At 51.2% G+C, this 16,056-nt stretch carries 15 protein-coding genes; 12 read left to right on the forward strand and 3 right to left on the reverse strand.

Annotated elements, in window-relative coordinates; translation table 11 throughout:
• The first annotated feature begins 359 nt into the window (after nucleotides 1-359).
• The 12 genes from trxA (at nucleotide 360) to LZ11_RS09505 (ending at nucleotide 12,472) form a co-directional block, all read left to right on the forward strand.
• Complete coding sequence (gene trxA, locus LZ11_RS09450; RefSeq protein WP_148867641.1) at nucleotides 360-674, forward strand: thioredoxin TrxA; 315 nt, start codon at nucleotides 360-362, stop codon at nucleotides 672-674.
• 13 nt (nucleotides 675-687) lie between these two features.
• Nucleotides 688-1,971 (forward strand): glycine/sarcosine/betaine reductase component B subunit, encoded by a 1,284-nt coding sequence (locus LZ11_RS09455; protein WP_148867642.1) that lies wholly within the window; start codon nucleotides 688-690, stop codon nucleotides 1,969-1,971.
• A 26-nt stretch (nucleotides 1,972-1,997) separates the two neighbouring features.
• The gene (gene grdA, locus LZ11_RS09460; RefSeq protein ID WP_148867643.1) at nucleotides 1,998-2,468 is read left to right on the forward strand and encodes a glycine/sarcosine/betaine reductase complex selenoprotein A; all 471 of its coding nucleotides are present in this window, start codon (nucleotides 1,998-2,000) and stop codon (nucleotides 2,466-2,468) included.
• A gap of 19 nt (nucleotides 2,469-2,487) precedes the next feature.
• Complete coding sequence (grdB, locus tag LZ11_RS09465) at nucleotides 2,488-3,804, forward strand: glycine reductase complex selenoprotein B (protein WP_148867644.1); 1,317 nt, start codon at nucleotides 2,488-2,490, stop codon at nucleotides 3,802-3,804.
• A 33-nt stretch (nucleotides 3,805-3,837) separates the two neighbouring features.
• Nucleotides 3,838-5,385, forward strand: a complete 1,548-nt coding sequence (grdC, locus tag LZ11_RS09470) for a glycine/sarcosine/betaine reductase complex component C subunit beta (RefSeq protein WP_148867645.1) — start codon at nucleotides 3,838-3,840, stop codon at nucleotides 5,383-5,385.
• Nucleotides 5,372-6,520 carry a glycine/sarcosine/betaine reductase complex component C subunit alpha gene (gene grdD, locus LZ11_RS09475; protein WP_148867646.1) on the forward strand — a complete coding sequence of 383 codons (1,149 nt, stop codon included), beginning with the start codon at nucleotides 5,372-5,374 and terminating at the stop codon, nucleotides 6,518-6,520. The genes grdC and grdD overlap by 14 nt, the downstream gene beginning before the upstream one ends.
• Nucleotides 6,521-6,711: 191 nt before the next feature.
• Nucleotides 6,712-7,800, forward strand: coding sequence for an ABC transporter substrate-binding protein (locus tag LZ11_RS09480; RefSeq protein WP_246110785.1), 1,089 nt, complete (start codon nucleotides 6,712-6,714; stop codon nucleotides 7,798-7,800).
• Between the two features lie 66 nt (nucleotides 7,801-7,866).
• Complete coding sequence (locus LZ11_RS09485) at nucleotides 7,867-8,700, forward strand: ABC transporter permease (RefSeq protein WP_148867648.1); 834 nt, start codon at nucleotides 7,867-7,869, stop codon at nucleotides 8,698-8,700.
• Nucleotides 8,701-8,715: 15 nt separating this feature from the next.
• Nucleotides 8,716-9,510: an ABC transporter ATP-binding protein gene (locus LZ11_RS09490; RefSeq protein WP_148867649.1), complete on the forward strand. Its 795-nt coding sequence runs from the start codon at nucleotides 8,716-8,718 to the stop codon at nucleotides 9,508-9,510.
• 18 nt (nucleotides 9,511-9,528) lie between these two features.
• On the forward strand, nucleotides 9,529-10,179 hold the full coding sequence (ytaF, locus tag LZ11_RS09495) for a sporulation membrane protein YtaF (protein ID WP_148867650.1): 651 nt from the start codon (nucleotides 9,529-9,531) through the stop codon (nucleotides 10,177-10,179).
• A gap of 131 nt (nucleotides 10,180-10,310) precedes the next feature.
• Nucleotides 10,311-11,603 (forward strand): sensor histidine kinase, encoded by a 1,293-nt coding sequence (locus tag LZ11_RS09500; RefSeq protein WP_148867651.1) that lies wholly within the window; start codon nucleotides 10,311-10,313, stop codon nucleotides 11,601-11,603.
• 2 nt (nucleotides 11,604-11,605) lie between these two features.
• Nucleotides 11,606-12,472: a response regulator gene (locus LZ11_RS09505; RefSeq protein WP_148867652.1), complete on the forward strand. Its 867-nt coding sequence runs from the start codon at nucleotides 11,606-11,608 to the stop codon at nucleotides 12,470-12,472.
• Between the two features lie 40 nt (nucleotides 12,473-12,512).
• Here LZ11_RS09505 and LZ11_RS09510 read toward each other — a convergent pair whose 3' ends face one another.
• Genes LZ11_RS09510 through LZ11_RS09520 form a run of 3 tightly spaced genes read right to left on the reverse strand, consistent with a single transcriptional unit; the run spans nucleotide 12,513 to nucleotide 15,993 of the window.
• Nucleotides 12,513-14,465, reverse strand: a complete 1,953-nt coding sequence (locus LZ11_RS09510) for a TRAP transporter permease (RefSeq protein WP_148867653.1) — start codon at nucleotides 14,463-14,465, stop codon at nucleotides 12,513-12,515.
• 2 nt (nucleotides 14,466-14,467) lie between these two features.
• Nucleotides 14,468-14,968 (reverse strand): DUF1850 domain-containing protein, encoded by a 501-nt coding sequence (locus LZ11_RS09515; RefSeq protein WP_148867654.1) that lies wholly within the window; start codon nucleotides 14,966-14,968, stop codon nucleotides 14,468-14,470.
• Between the two features lie 47 nt (nucleotides 14,969-15,015).
• Nucleotides 15,016-15,993 carry a TAXI family TRAP transporter solute-binding subunit gene (locus LZ11_RS09520; protein ID WP_148867655.1) on the reverse strand — a complete coding sequence of 326 codons (978 nt, stop codon included), beginning with the start codon at nucleotides 15,991-15,993 and terminating at the stop codon, nucleotides 15,016-15,018.
• Between the last annotated feature and the right edge of the window lie 63 nt (nucleotides 15,994-16,056).

Genomic DNA, 16,056 nt, shown 5'->3' on the forward strand with positions numbered 1-16,056 from the left:
ACTTCGTGACTATGTTTAGCCACATCAATACCGCCATAGATCATATTTACATCCTCGCTTTCATTGAAATTAGGCAGGGTTCCCGCAATCCCCTATAAGTCTCAACCTTGCGCGTAACTCGAAGCATGCAGCAAGCTACATCCGCAACGTGCTCATTCGAGACATCTCATAGAGGAGGGGCTTCACTCTTAATTTCGGGACAGCAAAGAGCTTCCCAAGGAGGTAGATCGAAGTCCCCTGCCGCTACGAGAAATATTTAGCTAAGTTTTATCAGAATTCCTGTGTGGTTGTCAAAAAAACTTTAAATGACCCTTAATTACATCATTGAGCTAACTATATTGTACAAGGAGGTGGGTGTTTTGATCGAGTTAAACAGCGAAAATTTCGAACAGGAGGTGTTAAAGTCGGAAAAGCCGGTACTGGTGGACTTCTGGGGCCCCAGGTGCGAGCCCTGCAAGGCCCTGATGCCGCATGTGGAAAAACTCGAAGAGGTATACGGCGACAGGGTGAAATTCTGCAAACTCGACACCTCTAAAAACATGCGGCTGGCGATAAGCCAGAAAGTTATGGGGCTCCCTACGCTGGCGATTTACAAGAATGGCGAGAAGGTTGATCAGGTTACGAAAGAAGTCACTATTGAAATGGTGGAGGAAATGATTAAGAGGAACATATAAGGGGAGGGTAAAAATGAAACTGGAGCTCGGGTATTTTAACGTAAAAAACGTGGTGTTCGGTGACACCACCCGGTTTGAAAACGGAGTTCTCACCGTGAACAAGAAAGAACTTGCCGGGCTCATACTCGCCGACAACCGGATAAAAGATGTGGATTTCGACGTGGCAAAACCCGGCGAGGAAGTAAGGATAATTCCGGTCAAAGACGTAATCGAGCCCCGCGTTAAGGTAACCGATGGCACTGTCTTTCCGGGATTTCTGGGCAAACCGACCACCGTCGGTGAAGGAAGGACCCACGTGCTGAAAGGCATGGCTGTTGTTACCTGCGGAAGGATCGTGGGCTTTCAGGAAGGCATAATAGACATGAGCGGCCCCGGAGCCGAATACACTCCGTTCTCGAAACTGATCAACCTGGTGGTAATAGCAAACCCCGTGGACGGCCTGTCCTCCCACGAACACGAAGAAGCCCTCCGCATAGCCGGGCTGAAGGCTGCAGCGTATCTCGCGGGCTGCGTGAAGGAAAAAGAGCCCGAGGAAATTAAGGTCTATGAGACAAAACCCATCGCCCAGGCCTTAAAAGAATACCCCGAGCTACCGAAGGTGGCCTACGTCTATCAGCTCCAGAGCCAGGGACTGCTTCACGATACATACGTATACGGTGTCGATGCCAAAAAGATAATACCTACCCTCATATATCCCACCGAGCTAATGGATGGAGCCATCGTTAGCGGTAACTGCGTTTCCGCCTGCGATAAGAATCCCACCTATGTACATCAAAACAACCCGGTCGTGGAAGAACTCTACAAACGCCATGGCAAGGATATAAACTTCGTGGGTATAATCATAACCAACGAGAACGTTACTCTTGCCGATAAGGTGCGCTCTTCCGATTACACGGCGAAACTCGCCGAGTACCTTGGCCTTGACGGCGTTATCATCACCGAGGAAGGTTTCGGCAATCCGGATACCGACCTCATAATGAACTGCAGAAAGATAGAATCAAAGGGAATTAAGACGGTCCTTATTACTGACGAATACGCTGGCAGGGATGGGGCATCCCAGTCGCTAGCCGATGCCGACCCGAAAGCCGACGCTGTGGTTACTGCAGGCAACGCCAACGAGGTCATTGTACTGCCGCCCATGAAGAAGATAATCGGCCTTGTGGATACCGCCACGATTATAGCGGGTGGGTCCCAGAAGGCTTTGAGAGAAGACGGCAGCATAGAGATCGAGCTTCAAGCGATAACCGGCGCTACATCGGAAGTCGGTCTGACGCTCTTGAGCGCAATAACCCTATAATAAAAATAGCGTGAGGAGGCGGAATTATGTTTGAAGGTAAAAAGATAGTTATAGTGGGTGACAGGGACGGTGTTCCCGGTCCGGCCATAGAAGCATGCATGAAGACAACCCCGGGTGAAGTGGTGTTCTCCACCACCGAGTGCTTCGTCTGAACGGCCGCCGGTGCGATGGATCTGGAGATCCAAAAGAGAATTAAGGATCTGGCCGATGAGTACGGCCCTGAAAATGTAGTCGTGATTTTAGGCGGTGCTGAACCTGAAGCCGCAGGAATCGCGGCAGAAACCGTAACCAACGGCGACCCGACCTTCGCCGGTCCTCTGGCCGGTGTGTCGCTGGGGCTTGCAGTATACCACATCGTGGAATCTGAAGTGAAGGCTGCCGTTGACCCGGCCGTTTACGAAGAACAGGTCGGGGTAGTGGAAATGGTGCTGGATGTGGAGGGTATAGCTAGAGAAGTCAAAAAGTACCGTGAGCAGTATTCCAAATACAGGGCATAGCCTGAAGGAGGGCTGCGCGATGGGTAAATTCAGGGTTGTCCATTACATCAACCAGTTTTTTGGCCAGATAGGGGGCGAGGAGAAGGCCGACATACCGCCGCAGGATAGGGAAGGGGCTCTCGGTCCCGGCATGGCTTTTAATGCCTCCTTTAGCGGTGAAGCCGAAATAGTGGGCACCGTCATCTGCGGGGACTCGTATTTCAACGAACACCAGGAAGAGGCCATAACCGACATCCTGGAGCGTATAAAAAAATACAATCCCGATCTCGTGATCGCCGGTCCCGCCTTCAATGCCGGCCGTTACGGGATGGCCTGCGGCAGCGTATGCAAGGCGGTTAGGGAAGCCCTCAATATACCCGCAGTTACCGGCATGTTCATCGAAAATCCCGGCGTCGAGGTATACAAAAAGGATGTATATATTATTGAGACCGCCGGTTCGGCTGCGGGTATGCGCGAAGCGGTGCCCAAAATGGCCAAACTCGCCCTAAAGCTTGTGAAGGGCGAACAGATCGGCACACCCCAGGAAGAAGGGTATATACCCCGCGGAATCAGAAAGAACGTTTTCGCGGAGGAATACGGCGCCAAGCGGGCTGTGGATATGCTGATAAAGAAGCTGAAGGGTGAACCCTTTACTACGGAGTATCCCATGCCCGACTTCGACAGGGTGACGCCCGCACCGGCCGTAAAAGATCTCTCGAAGGCGAAAGTTGCTCTTGTTACTTCGGGAGGTATTGTGCCCAAGGGTAACCCCGACAAGATCGAAGCGTCCAGCGCTTCCAAATACGGAAAGTACGATATCGAAGGAGTGGAATACCTTACTCCCGAGAAGTACCAGACCGCCCACGGCGGTTATGACCCGACCTATGCCAACCAGGACCCCAACAGAGTTCTGCCCGTCGACGTAATGCGCGAACTGGAAAAGGAAGGCGTTATCGGGAAGCTCCACAGGTACTACTACGCCACCGTAGGTAACGGTACGTCGGTGGCAAATGCCAGGAGATTCGCCCAGGAAATTGCAAAAGAGCTCGTAGCCGACGGCGTCCAGGCCGTCATCCTCACATCTACCTGAGGGACCTGTACTCGTTGCGGTGCAACGATGGTAAAAGAACTCGAAAGGGCAGGTCTGCCAACAACCCATATATGCACGATAGTGCCGATTTCCATGACGGTGGGCGCCAACAGGATAGTTCCGGCCGTGGCTATACCGCACCCGCTGGGCAATCCGTCGCTCACCAGGGAGCAGGAAAAATCCCTCAGGCGCAAGCTGGTCCTCAAGGCCTTGAAAGCCCTGACGCTGGATGTGGAAAGGCAGACGGTTTTCGAAGACGGAGTGTGAGCATTAGCCGAGTAATCCGAAGGAGGGCTTAGCGTGAGCAATGCTGTGATTTCAGGTGCCAGCTACGTCCTGGTGCACGCTCCGAACATCATGATGGTGGCTGGCACCACCCAGCTTTTAGAAAAGGAAAATCCCAATTCGGAGTATATAAAGCGGATAAAGGACCACATTAGAAGCTACGACGATGCCGTCGCCTACCCGCCTAATCAGGCCTGTATCGGAAATATATCACCCGAAGACATGAGAAACATAAAAAGGCCCTGGTACGAGAACCCCATAAAGGGCCTTTCGAGGTTCGGCAGATACGGTGAAATTATGCCGGAGGACGAGTTTTACGGTTTGATGGCCATATCCGACGTTTTCGACCTGGTCATTCTGGAAAGGGAATTCGCCGAAGGCATAAAGCAAAAGCTTTCCCGCCACCCGCTTTTATCGGAGAACGATGTAAACCGCATAAAAATGGTGGCCGATGAAGATGCCATTAAGAAGCATTTAGAAAACGGCGCCGTCGAATTGATGTACGGCGGAAAGCTCGTCGGCTGTGTGAGGAAAGCCCACGACAGGGATGAAACCCTATCGGCTCACGTGATGATCGAAAACCTGGCCACCAAAGCCTCGGCAGTGCTGGCTTTAAGGTACCTGCTGAAAGTCACCGGCATTGCCTCGACGGATGTCGACTATATCATAGAATGTTCCGAAGAGGCCTGCGGCGACATGAACCAGAGGGGTGGCGGAAATTTCGCCAAGGCCATCGGTGAAATAGCCGGCTGCGGCAATGCGACAGGGGCTGACATGAGGGGGTTCTGCGCCGGGCCCACTCATGCCCTCATAAGCGCAGCCGCCCTGGTAAACTCCGGTATATATAAGAACGTGGTCGTGGTCGCCGGAGGCGCCACGGCAAAACTGGGCATGAACGGCAGGGACCACGTTAACAAGGGAATGCCCGTGCTGGAAGACGTCCTGGGCGGGTTTGCAGTGCTCGTCAGTGCCAACGACGGCGTGAACCCCATCATAAGGCTCGATTCGATAGGAAAGCACCCGATCGCCGCCGGTGCTGCTCCCCAGGCCGTAATGCAGAATATAGTTTACAATCCCCTGGATAGGCTTGGGCTCAAAGCCTTTGACGTGGACAAATACGCGCCCGAGCTCCAAAACCCGGAGATTACGGAGCCTGCCGGTGCCGGCGACGTACCGAGGGCGAACTACAGGATGATTGCGGCGATCGCCGTAAAACGGGGAGAGCTCAGGAAGGAAGACATGGACTCCTTCGTAGAGAAGCACGGAGTAACCGGCTTTGCCCCGACGCAGGGCCACATTCCTTCGGGTGTCCCCATTATAGGGTATGTAAGGGAACAGATCCTGGCCGGCAATATGAAGAGGGCCATGATAATAGGCAAGGGCAGCCTTTTCCTGGCCCGCATGACCAACCTGTTCGACGGCATATCCTTTATAATGGAAAAGAACCCCGGCATACAAAAAGAGGCGGCAAAGACGATCGACGTTTCGTCGTACCTGGCTGAGGCCTTCCGCGAGTTTGCAGAATACCTCGAGACAAGGGGGAAGGTCGATGCCTCTAGATAAATCGGGTCTTTTCCACATGCTGGCCGGAGCCCTTGAAGGCCGGAGCGGTAAACGGATAAAAATAGGCCTGACCGTGCTCGGCAGCGAACACCCGCCGAAAATGCTGGTGGATGCGGCCCGGGAAGCCGCCCAAAACCTGGAAGGAGTCGACGTGGTGGTCATCGGTCCCGGGAAGGAGATATCCGCCCCGGGGCTTGAAGGTATAGAAGCCTCGACCTTGGAGGAAGCCCATCGCATTATGGAAAAAATGCTGGACGGCGGCGAGCTCGACGCCGCAGTCACCATGCACTACAACTTCCCCATCGGTGTTTCCACAGTGGGGAGGGTGGTGACACCAGCCCGCGGTAAGCCCATGCTGATCGCCACGACTACGGGAACCTCGGCAGCCAACCGGGTGGAAGCCATGGTGAAAAACGCAGTATACGGCATCATCGCGGCGAAGGCTCTCGGAATCCAAAACCCCAACGTAGGCATACTGAATCTGGACGGCTCCCGCCAGGTGGAACGCACATTAAAGTTGCTGGCCGATCGAGGGTACGAGATTAATTTTGCTGAGTCCGTGAGGGCCGACGGTGGCTGCATAATGCGGGGAAATGACCTGCTGGCCGGCTCCTGCGACGTTATGGTGACAGACACGCTGACCGGAAACATACTGATGAAGGTGTTTTCCGCCTATACCACCGGCGGCGATTATGAAGCCCTGGGATGGGGGTACGGCCCTGGCATAGGCGAGGGGTATCAGAGAATAATTCTGATCCTCTCCAGGGCATCGGGAGCGCCGGTGGTAGAGGGAGCCATAAAGTATGCGGCGGAACTGGTAAAGGGGAACCTCCTGGAAAAAGCGACCCGGGAGTTTGAAAAGTTGAGAGCAGCAAAATTTCACGAGATCATCGCTGAACTGGATAAAGCCGGAAAGCCGGCAGAAGAGGCCGAGATTACACCTCCGCTGAAGAAGAGCGTTACAGAAGAGATAGCCGGTATCGACGTGCTCCAGATGGAGGATGCAGTAAAAGTTTTATGGAAGAGCGGCTTATATGCGGAAAGCGGTATGGGGTGCACCGGTCCGGTTATACTGGTGGCCCATGAAGACCTAAAATCCGCCGTAGACATCCTGAAAGCCGCAGGGTATTTGTAAAATTGGAGTCCAAAAGATAAAAAAGACCTGTGTCTTATTACATCAAGACACAGGTCTTTTTTTTCCCGCTTCCGAGAGGATGCAGTAATCCCGATATAACCTCTTTCCGCGCCGGGGAATTCCCCAGTAACCAGAATACGTCCACAAAAATATTATAACAAGAGATAGATTTTTTACTCGAAGAGGGAGTGATGAAATTGAGAAAAATAGCGCTAATTCTGGTTATTGTCCTGCTACTATCGATTTTCGCGGCGGGATGCAGCCGGCAGACTTCCACAGAGCAGCCCGCTCAAGGCGGTGCTGGGCAGGGAGGCCATTTTCCGGGCGTTGAGCCGCTTTCGCCACCGGTAAAGGTGACCGTGGGGATGAAGCAGGTGGTGTCCGACGCGGGAGTGCTTATCGGCATGGCTAAGGGCTATTACCGGGAACTCGGTATAGAAATCGAGCCCGTGCAGTTCAACACAGGTCAGGACATGATAAACGCTCTCGGTGCAGGCCAGCTTGACGTGGGGTGCACCGTCACGGCGTCCGGCCTGTTCAATGCGATGCTACGGGGGATTCCCATAAAGATCGTGGCCGACAAGGGCATAAATGTGCCGGGTAAGGGCTACTACAGGCTGGTAATCCGGAAGGACCTGGTGGACGAAATAAAGGACTTCAAGGACCTTAAGGGCCGGAAGCTGGCTGTGGTCGGCACCGCATCTCTTGACGAAATCGCCCTGGACCGGGTCCTGAACATGGCGGGTTTGACCACTCGTGACGTAGACCTTCAGGTCATCAGAGCCTTTCCCGATATCGTGGCTGCCATGAGCAACAAGAGCATAGACGGCGGCATGCTCATAGAGCCTTTTATAGCCGCGGCTGTAGAAAAGGGCATTGCTGATCCGTGGAAAGACCCGGCCGAATACGATCCTGAGGCCCAGACCGCTCTGCTGGTTTACGGCAGGAGCATGATCGAAAGGCCGGAGGTCGCTAAGCGCTTCATGCTGGCATATGTGAAATCCCTCAGGGATTACAACGACGCCTTCTTTAAGAATATTAATAAAGACGAGATCATATCGATACTTGCCGAATACTCGGTGGTCAAGGACAAAGCCCTTTACGATAAGATGTTCCCGGTAGGGCTGAACCCCGACGGCTACGTTAAAATGAAAGGCATTCAGATGGACCTGGAGTGGTATAGAAAGAGGGGGCTTTTAAAGGGCGAACTGAAGGCCGAAGACGTGGTGGATAACAGCTATGTGGACTATGCTCTGAGCGTCCTTGGTAGATATAAATAGCCTTTACAACGCCGAAGCAGAGCACAACAGGGGCCGGTTACTATACCTGAAAGGGGGGCAAACGTCATGAACGCTGTGGAAGAAAAGCCGAACAGGATCATAAAAAGAGAAGAGATAAGTGAGGGCGCGAGTAAATCGCTGCAGAGGAGGGCTTTCTTGTTCCAAATTCTCTCCTTTCTTTCCCCCTTATTATTACTTTTATTATGGGAGATCCTCGCCAGATTGAATGCTATAGACGTCCGCCTTTTTTCCAGTCCTTCGCGGATCTTCGCTGCGCTGGTGCCGCTTGTTTCTTCAGGAGAACTGCTGTATCACACCCTGGTCAGCGCTTGGAGAATACTTCTGGGATTTATCGTGGGTGCTGTCCCCGGGGTGCTCCTGGGCCTTTCTATGGGGCTTTTCCCGCCGGTGAAGGCGTTACTGCAGCCCCTGGTAGCAGTTACCTTTCCCATACCCAAACTGGCCGTTATGCCACTGATCCTCATAATTTTCGGTTTGGGCGAATCCTCCAAAGTATTTACAATAGCAATCGGCGTTTTTTACCTGGTGTTGATTAACACCATGGCGGGGGTCCTGAACATCGACACCATATATATGGATGTGGCCAGGAGCTTCGGTGCGAGCCGGGTTCAGTTTTATACGACGGTGGCGCTTCCCGGCGCCCTTCCAATGATTTTCGCGGGGTTAAAGCTGGGAATGGGCACCGCGCTCCTTCTGATAGTGGCAGCAGAGCTTTCCGCCGCCCGGGCGGGTGTGGGCTGGATGATCTGGCGGGCGTACGACATGTTTGACATAGAAAAGATGTTCTGTGCGCTGATTGTCCTGGCCTTTCTAGGGTACATTTTTTCTTATGTCCTGGACTTTGTTGAGAAAGTGGTAATTCCGTGGAAGAACCGCTGAAAGGTGGGGGTGATCTTGAACACTACGGAGGTTATTCGAGCGGAAAACCTGACAAAAATTTTCAAGACCCGCGAATCCGAGATCGTCGCTCTGAAAAACATAAATCTGTCGGTTAAGGACGGGGAATTTCTCTGTATAGTCGGGCCGAGTGGATGCGGCAAGACCACCCTTCTCAGGATATTTGCCGGGCTGGAGAAACAGACCCTCGGGAAAGTGTACCTAAGGGTAAAAAATACCGAAAAGCCTCTCACCGCGATGGTATTTCAGGGAGACTCCGTTTTTCCCTGGATGAAGGTGACGGAAAACGTGGAGTACGGCCTGCGGATGAGGGGGGTTCCAACCCGCGAGAGGAGGGAAATCGCACTGAAGTATTTGAAGTTGATGGGGCTTGAGAAATTTGCCGGTTATTATCCCCACCAGCTTTCCGGCGGAATGAAACAGAGGATAAACGTCGCAAGGGCTTTCGCCAGCGACCCTGAAATCCTCCTTATGGATGAGCCCTTCGGTGCTCTCGATGAACAGAACAGGTTAATCCTGCAACAGGAACTTTTGCGGATATGGGAAGGCAGCGGCAAAACCACCGTTTTCATAACCCACAGCATCGACGAAGCTCTGCTTCTTGGGGACCGGATAATAGTAATGACAGCTCAGCCGGGCAGAATAAAAGCCATACTCGAAGTCGGGATGGCAAGGCCGCGGGATATGCTTTCGATAAAGTCCTCTCCGCCGTTTGTGCAGCTATACAGAGAAATCTGGGAGCTGCTCCGGGAAGAAGTGCTCAAAGCCAGGGATATAAAGTTAAAAAAATAATAACCGGGGGAAAGGTTTATGCCGGAATTTTTATCGAGTTTTCTGCTTGCCGTTGCGGTAAGCGTAGACAGCTTTTCCGCAGGAATCGTCTACGGAATGAGAAAGATAAAGATACCCGTGCTTTCCCAGCTTATAATAGCGTTTTCGACTTCGGTGGCCCTTTCGCTGGCAATGACAGGGGGTAGCCTGCTGGAGAAATTCATGAACCCGCGCCTTGCCGAATACACTGGCAGTTTCATTTTGTTTTTGTTAGGGCTATCTTCTTTGATAGAAGCTCTGTGCCGCAGGGATTTAGTGGAAGATCAGCAAAACTCGAGTCCCAGGATGATAGCTACCTTAAAGATAAAACCGTTGGGGCTTGTTATAAAAATCCTGAAGGAACCTGCTGTGGCGGACCTGAATATATCTGGCACCATAGAAACCAGGGAAGCTTTCCTGCTGGGCACAGCCCTGGCTTTGGATGCCTTCGGTGCAGGTCTGGGGGCTGGAGCTGTAGGATTTAAACTGCTTCCGACCATCATACTTGTAACATTTATAGGGTTCATTTTCATGATGATAGGGCTGCATGTGGGGTTTAACAGGCTCCAGGGGGAAAAAAGCGATTTTTCTCTTATTCCCGGTGTGTTATTTATGTTTCTGGCCGTAGCCAGGGTTTTATGGAAAATCTAATTTATATTTTTAGGACAAAAATGGACATGCGTTTTTTTCACCGGTTTGAGTAAAAAATTTATATATTCGATAATATCTGATATAATTATAAATGTTATATAATATTCTCCTGATCAGGGGGATCTAGCAAGTTGACCGTCAGAAAATACTTCAAGGAAATGCTCATTACCGCCGCGCTGACGGCGATCATAGGGGAAGTATACTTTTACCCTTTCGGTACAGCTTTCAGGTTTACGGCCGGCGTAATCGCCATTTCCTTTTTGATGCTTTACTTTAAGGAAATACCGGAAATAATCCTGGTGCCCTTCTCCGGCGCAGTGGTCTTCTTGTTCCGCGTATTTCTGTCGGCCGCTCTAAGGCAGGTCGATTTTGCCGGCGCCGTAGACCTTCACTATCCGGCCTTTTTTTTCTACCTAACGTACGGCGCATTTTTAAGGCTGGGCAGGGTAAAGGAGCAGCTCACGGCTCCGATAAATTTCGTGTCGGTCATGACTTTGTCGGATATAGCTGCAAACTTTGTGGAGCTTTTTATAAGGCGGGAAATGGATTTTAACTACTTTCAGGATATATTCACTTTGGTCGTGGGTGTAGGGTTGCTTCGCAGCATCATCACCTTTTCCCTTTACTGGCTTATGGAAAGGTACAAGCTCATCATCGTGAAGGAAGAGCACGAGAAGCGTTATGCCGAACTTTTAGAGCTTTTATCAGAGCTTAAAGCCGAGCTGATCTTTCTGAGAAAATCTAACCGGGACCTGGAAGACGCCATGAAGGAGGGTTATGAGATTTACCGCCGGTTGGCCAGTCCTCTGGACGATCAGGAATTAATCCGCCTGAGGAAAAGAGCGCTGAATCTTGCCAGGGAGATTCACGAGATAAAAAAAGACTACATCAGGATAAGCGCCGGGTTTTCCCAGCTTCTGCCCGAAGAGGATAAAGAGGGTATGAGGATGAGCGCTATATTGTCGCTCTTGAAGGCAAATACGAAAAGGTGGATGATCGGCCAGGGCAAGAAGGTGGATTTTACGGCTTATGTGGACAGGGATTTCATTGTCACCAACTACTTCACCTTTTTTTCTATACTCAGCAACCTTATTTACAATGCCCTTGATGCGATTAAGAAAGAAGGAGGCAGGATAGAGGTTAGGGTTTATACATGCGGCGACAGGATAAAAATGTCAGTGTTGGATGACGGGTGCGGTATAGATCCCAGGGACCTGCCCTACATTTTCGAGCCCGGGTTTTCGACAAAGATTTTGGAGGATGGGTCGGTCTCTACGGGCCTCGGCCTGACCCATGTGAAGAACCTGGTGGAAGATATGGGCGGCAGGATTCTGGTCACATCCAGCCCCGGCAGGGGTAGCAGGTTTGACGTCGAGATTCCGGTCGACGAAAAGTTCATCAAGCTGGAGAACCGGGAGGGATAAACTTGGAATTCAGAATAATGATCGTGGATGACGACAAAGCGATAAGGAGGATACTGGCGGGGATAATAGAGAATCACAGCCTCGGGGAGATAGTAGGGGAGGCGTGCGACGGCGAGGAGGCCGAGAAGAAGATAATTACCCTTAACCCGGATATAGTGCTGATGGACCTGCTCCTTCCGGCAAAGGACGGGATAGAGGTTATCAAGGAAGTCAGAAATAGGGGTGCCGGCACCCATTTCATAATGATATCCCAGGTGGAAGATCAAGACATGATAACCAGAGCCTATGAGTCGGGGATAGAGTTTTTCATCCACAAGCCGATCAACGTTACCGAGACTATAAATGTGATTTCCAAAGTGGAAGAGATAATTAAACTGAAAGCCACGTTTCAAAGAATAAAGGAAACCGTAGCGGGAGCGGGTGTTTCTGATACCGGCCAGGTGAAAAAGCAGGAAATGACAAAGGTGGATTTTTTGCTGGCGGATTTGGGTATTCTGGGAGAGGCAGGCAGCGAAGATATCAAGGTACTGATAGAAAATTACGAGCGGGTAAAAAAGAACACCGGCAATCTCCAGGAAATATACCACTTCCTGCAGGAGTATTACGAGACGACCGACAGGAAAAAATCTTCGGACCTGAAAGCCATCGAGATGAGGATCAGAAGGGCCATCAGCAAGGCCATGGGCAACATCGCATCTATGGGTATGGAGGATTACGACAGCGAACAGTTTCTGAGGTACGCCTCCATTCTCTTTGAATTCAAAGAGGTAAAAAAACAGATGGACTTTCTTAGAGGTAAAGCCTCCGAGGGCGGAAAAATCAATGTAAAAAAATTTTTAGAGGGCATAGCTTTTTTGTGCAGGACTTAAATCAAACACCCCCGCAGATGGATTCCGGGGGTGTTTGATTTTACGCCGCCAGGGCTTTGTTTTTCAGCTTTCCCCTCTGGATCAGGTACCCTAGCCCAAGCAGTGCCGCACCTACCAGGTCGGTCCTGAGCCCGGGGGTTACCAAAAGTATACCCCCCGAGAAGAATATGAGCCGTTCGATGACCGACTGATTTGTTATCAGATACCCGGATACTGCTGAGCTTACAGCGATAATGCCTATCAGAGATGTGGCTATTATCAGGAATATCTGTTCGAAGCCGTGGACGTTGATCAAAAGCAGTGACGGGTTATATACAAAGATATACGGTACCAAAAACGCCGCTATTGCCAGTTTGGCAGCGTTAAAGCCCGTCTTTAACGGGTTTGCTTTGGCTATTCCAGCGCCTGCGAAAGCAGCCAGAGCTACGGGCGGAGTAACGTCGGCGATTATGCCGAAGTAAAAGGCGAACATATGGGCAGCAAGTGTAGGGACGTTAATCATCAAAAGAGCGGGTGCCGCTATTGTGGAAGTTATAACGTAATTGGCCGTGGTCGGTACGCCCATGCCGAGTATGAGAGAAGTCAGCATTGTAAAGAATAGCGTTAAGAAAAGGTTTCCTCCGGCCAAGCTAATCAGGGAAGTGCCCATTTTCAGGCCGAGACCGGTCAGAGTTACTACACCTATTATTATGCCCGCACAGGCGGTGGCGGCTATTACGCCCAGGGCATTCCTGGCGCCCTGTTCCAGGCCGCTTACAATATCCGCCGCGCTGATTCTGGTGTTCTTTCTCAGCATGGCCGTAACGATGGAAAATACTATGGCGTAAAGGGCCGCCTTCATCGGGGTGTACCCCGTCACCAGCAGGTAAACTATAGCCACCAGGGGGAACATCAGGTGTCCGCGCTCCATAAGGATGTTCTTTATCTTAGGCAGCTCGTCTTTGTTTAACCCCCTAAGGCCGAGCCTCCGAGCTTCCAGATGGACGCCGGTCCAAACACCGAAGTAATATAAAAGAGCTGGAATTGCCGCAGAAATGATTATTTTATTATACGGTATCTGGGTGAACTCCGCCATGAGAAAGGCGGCGGCACCCATGATGGGCGGCATCAGCTGCCCTCCGGTGGATGCGGTGGCTTCAACAGCTCCGGCGAACTCCGGTTTATAACCCAGGCTCTTCATCATCGGAATTGTGAAACTGCCGGTGCCCACCACGTTGGCTACAGAGCTCCCTGAGACGGTGCCCATGAGGCCACTGGAAAGTACTGCCACCTTTGCGGGGCCTCCCGATGCCCATCCGGCAATAGCGTTGGCCAGGTCTATGAAGAACTGCCCCATACCGGTTTTTTCCAGATAAGATCCGAACAGAATGAAGAGGAAGATGAAAGTGGAGGATACTCCTATAGGTATTCCAAAGATGCCTTCGGTTGTGAAAAACAGGTGCTGCACCAGAGTGGGCAGATCGGCACCTCTGTGGGCCAGCTGCCCCGGAATATACGGTCCCGCCAGTGCATATAGTAAGAATATAACGGCTATGGTTATTATGGGCAGCCCCACCACTCTTCTGGCAGCTTCCAGGACCAGTAAAACACCTGCAAGGCCGACCAGATAGTCCATCGTCGTTACCGTACCTGCTCTCAGCACCAGGCTCTGATAGTTAATTACGATATAAAGGGGTACTGCTGCTCCGATTACGGCGGTTAGGAAGTCTATAGGGTGGATGCTGTCCCTGGGCCAGCTCTTTTTTGCAGGATAAAGCAGGAAAATCAGGCAGAAACCAAAAGCCAGGTGAATGGAGCGCTGTATCATGGCGTCCAGGACGCCGAAGACAGCGGTGTAAAGCTGAAACAACGAAAAAGTTATGGCTATTGCGGCGATAAGCTTGGCGGCAAAACCCTTAAGTTTTCTGTAATCCGATTCCTTATCAAATTTTCTTAGGATTTCCTCGGCGTTTATATCCGCATCAGCAGCAGCGTTTAAAGGTTTCTCCGGCATGTTTACACTCCTTTCTCTGAGGATTTCTTTTTTAAAGCCCAGCGATGTCCCGCAGAGATAATAAGCAGATCCTCTTTTTCCGCTATTTCCGTAAAATCTATTCGTCGACCGTCCACGATTACCGCATGACCCGGCAGAGGAGAGACCCAGAGGGATATTTTGTCTAAGGTCTTCGACTGTTTCACGACGAATTCACCGTTTTCGTTTTTAAAGCTTCCCTCGGGGGAAAAAGGCAGTCCGGTCCCCAGTGAATAAAACCGCACTTCTTTTATCGTCAAAGTGTTATCGCCGCTAATGCTGTACCGTTCATAAACGGGGGTTTTTTCTATGGAGTGCAGAAAAGTAAGGGTAAACTCGCCGGTTTTAACCGGGATGACCGTTCTGCTGTTTTTATACTCGTTGTATATGACGAGCACCTTTTCCTGTTCGAGGCGGAAGTGAGCAAAGAAAACCGCCATCAATATCGTTATTATAAGCAGGTACAGACCTTTCTCTGCTTTCATAAAATGAGCATTGGAATTGCTCCAATGCTCGAAAACCCCTCCTTCAGCTATTTGCCGATCTCTTTGAAGTATTTTTCGGCTCCGGGATGAAGCGGTATGGACATACCCTCTTTGCCGGTATCGGGCGTTATGAGCTCACCGTTTTTGTGAGCCGCTTTTAAGCGTTCCTGGTTTTCATACATGGTTTTGACCATCTGGTATGCCATATCTTCGTCGTATTTGGCACTTACTGCCAGCATGGCTTTAACCGATACCGCCACCACGTCTTCCGTCTGGCCGCTGTACGTGTTAGCGGGTATTACCGTCCTGGTATAGAACGGGTACTTGGAGATAAGGGTTTCGACGGTCTTGTCGTCAAGGGGTATGAGCACTATCTTGTGCTGGGCGGCAATATCCTGAATCGCTGCCGTTGGGTATCCAGCCGTAACAAAAGCTGCGTCGATATTGCCGTCCTTCAGGTTGTTGGCGGCTTCGGAAAAGCTTAAGTATTGAACCTGAATGTCGTTATAGGTTATACCGGCAGCTTCGAGGATCTGCCTGGCGTTGGTTTCGGTGCCGCTGCCCGCGGCGCCCACGGCCACCTTCTTGCCCTTAAGGTCGGCGATGGCTTTGATCCCCTTATCGGCTCTGGTAACGATCTGGATAGTCTCGGGATAGAGAGTTGCAAGCCCCCTTATGTCCTCGTACTTGTTGTCCTTGAACATCTCAGTGCCGTTATAAGTGTAATAAGCGATGTCGTTCTGCACGAAAATTACTTCGGCTTTACCATCTTTTAAGAGGTTTACGTTTGCCACCGAAGCGCCGGTGCTCTGAGCGGTGGCGTTGGCGCCCTGGATGTTTTTATTCCAGATTTCGGCCAGAGCTCCGCCGAGAGGGTAGTAGGTACCTGAAGTTCCACCGGTTGCTATGTTGATGAATTTCTGCCCTCCGGAGCTCTGTCCTCCGGTGTTGCTGCCACCGCAGCCTGCTACAAAAACGGCCGCCAGCAACACTACGGTCAGCAATGCCAGTATCTTCCTACCCATCTTCAAACCTCCTTCACATTTTGTCGGTTAATTTGGTTTATTTTAATTTTATTAGACAAGTAA

This window comes from Thermosediminibacter litoriperuensis (assembly GCF_008124715.1).
Lineage (GTDB): Bacteria > Bacillota > Thermosediminibacteria > Thermosediminibacterales > Thermosediminibacteraceae > Thermosediminibacter > Thermosediminibacter litoriperuensis.

Excerpts from the sequence above, each read along its gene's own strand:
- LZ11_RS09455 (WP_148867642.1), top strand. The coding sequence starts at position 688 with ATGAAACTGGAGCTCGGGTATTTTAACGTAAAAAACGTGGTGTTCGGT.
- grdD (WP_148867646.1), top strand. The coding sequence starts at position 5,372 with ATGCCTCTAGATAAATCGGGTCTTTTCCACATGCTGGCCGGAGCCCTT.
- ytaF (WP_148867650.1), top strand. The coding sequence starts at position 9,529 with ATGCCGGAATTTTTATCGAGTTTTCTGCTTGCCGTTGCGGTAAGCGTA.
- LZ11_RS09520 (WP_148867655.1), bottom strand. The coding sequence starts at position 15,993 with ATGGGTAGGAAGATACTGGCATTGCTGACCGTAGTGTTGCTGGCGGCC.
- LZ11_RS09485 (WP_148867648.1), top strand. The coding sequence starts at position 7,867 with ATGAACGCTGTGGAAGAAAAGCCGAACAGGATCATAAAAAGAGAAGAG.
- LZ11_RS09510 (WP_148867653.1), bottom strand. The coding sequence starts at position 14,465 with ATGCCGGAGAAACCTTTAAACGCTGCTGCTGATGCGGATATAAACGCC.
- LZ11_RS09480 (WP_246110785.1), top strand. The coding sequence starts at position 6,712 with ATGAAATTGAGAAAAATAGCGCTAATTCTGGTTATTGTCCTGCTACTA.
- LZ11_RS09515 (WP_148867654.1), bottom strand. The coding sequence starts at position 14,968 with ATGAAAGCAGAGAAAGGTCTGTACCTGCTTATAATAACGATATTGATG.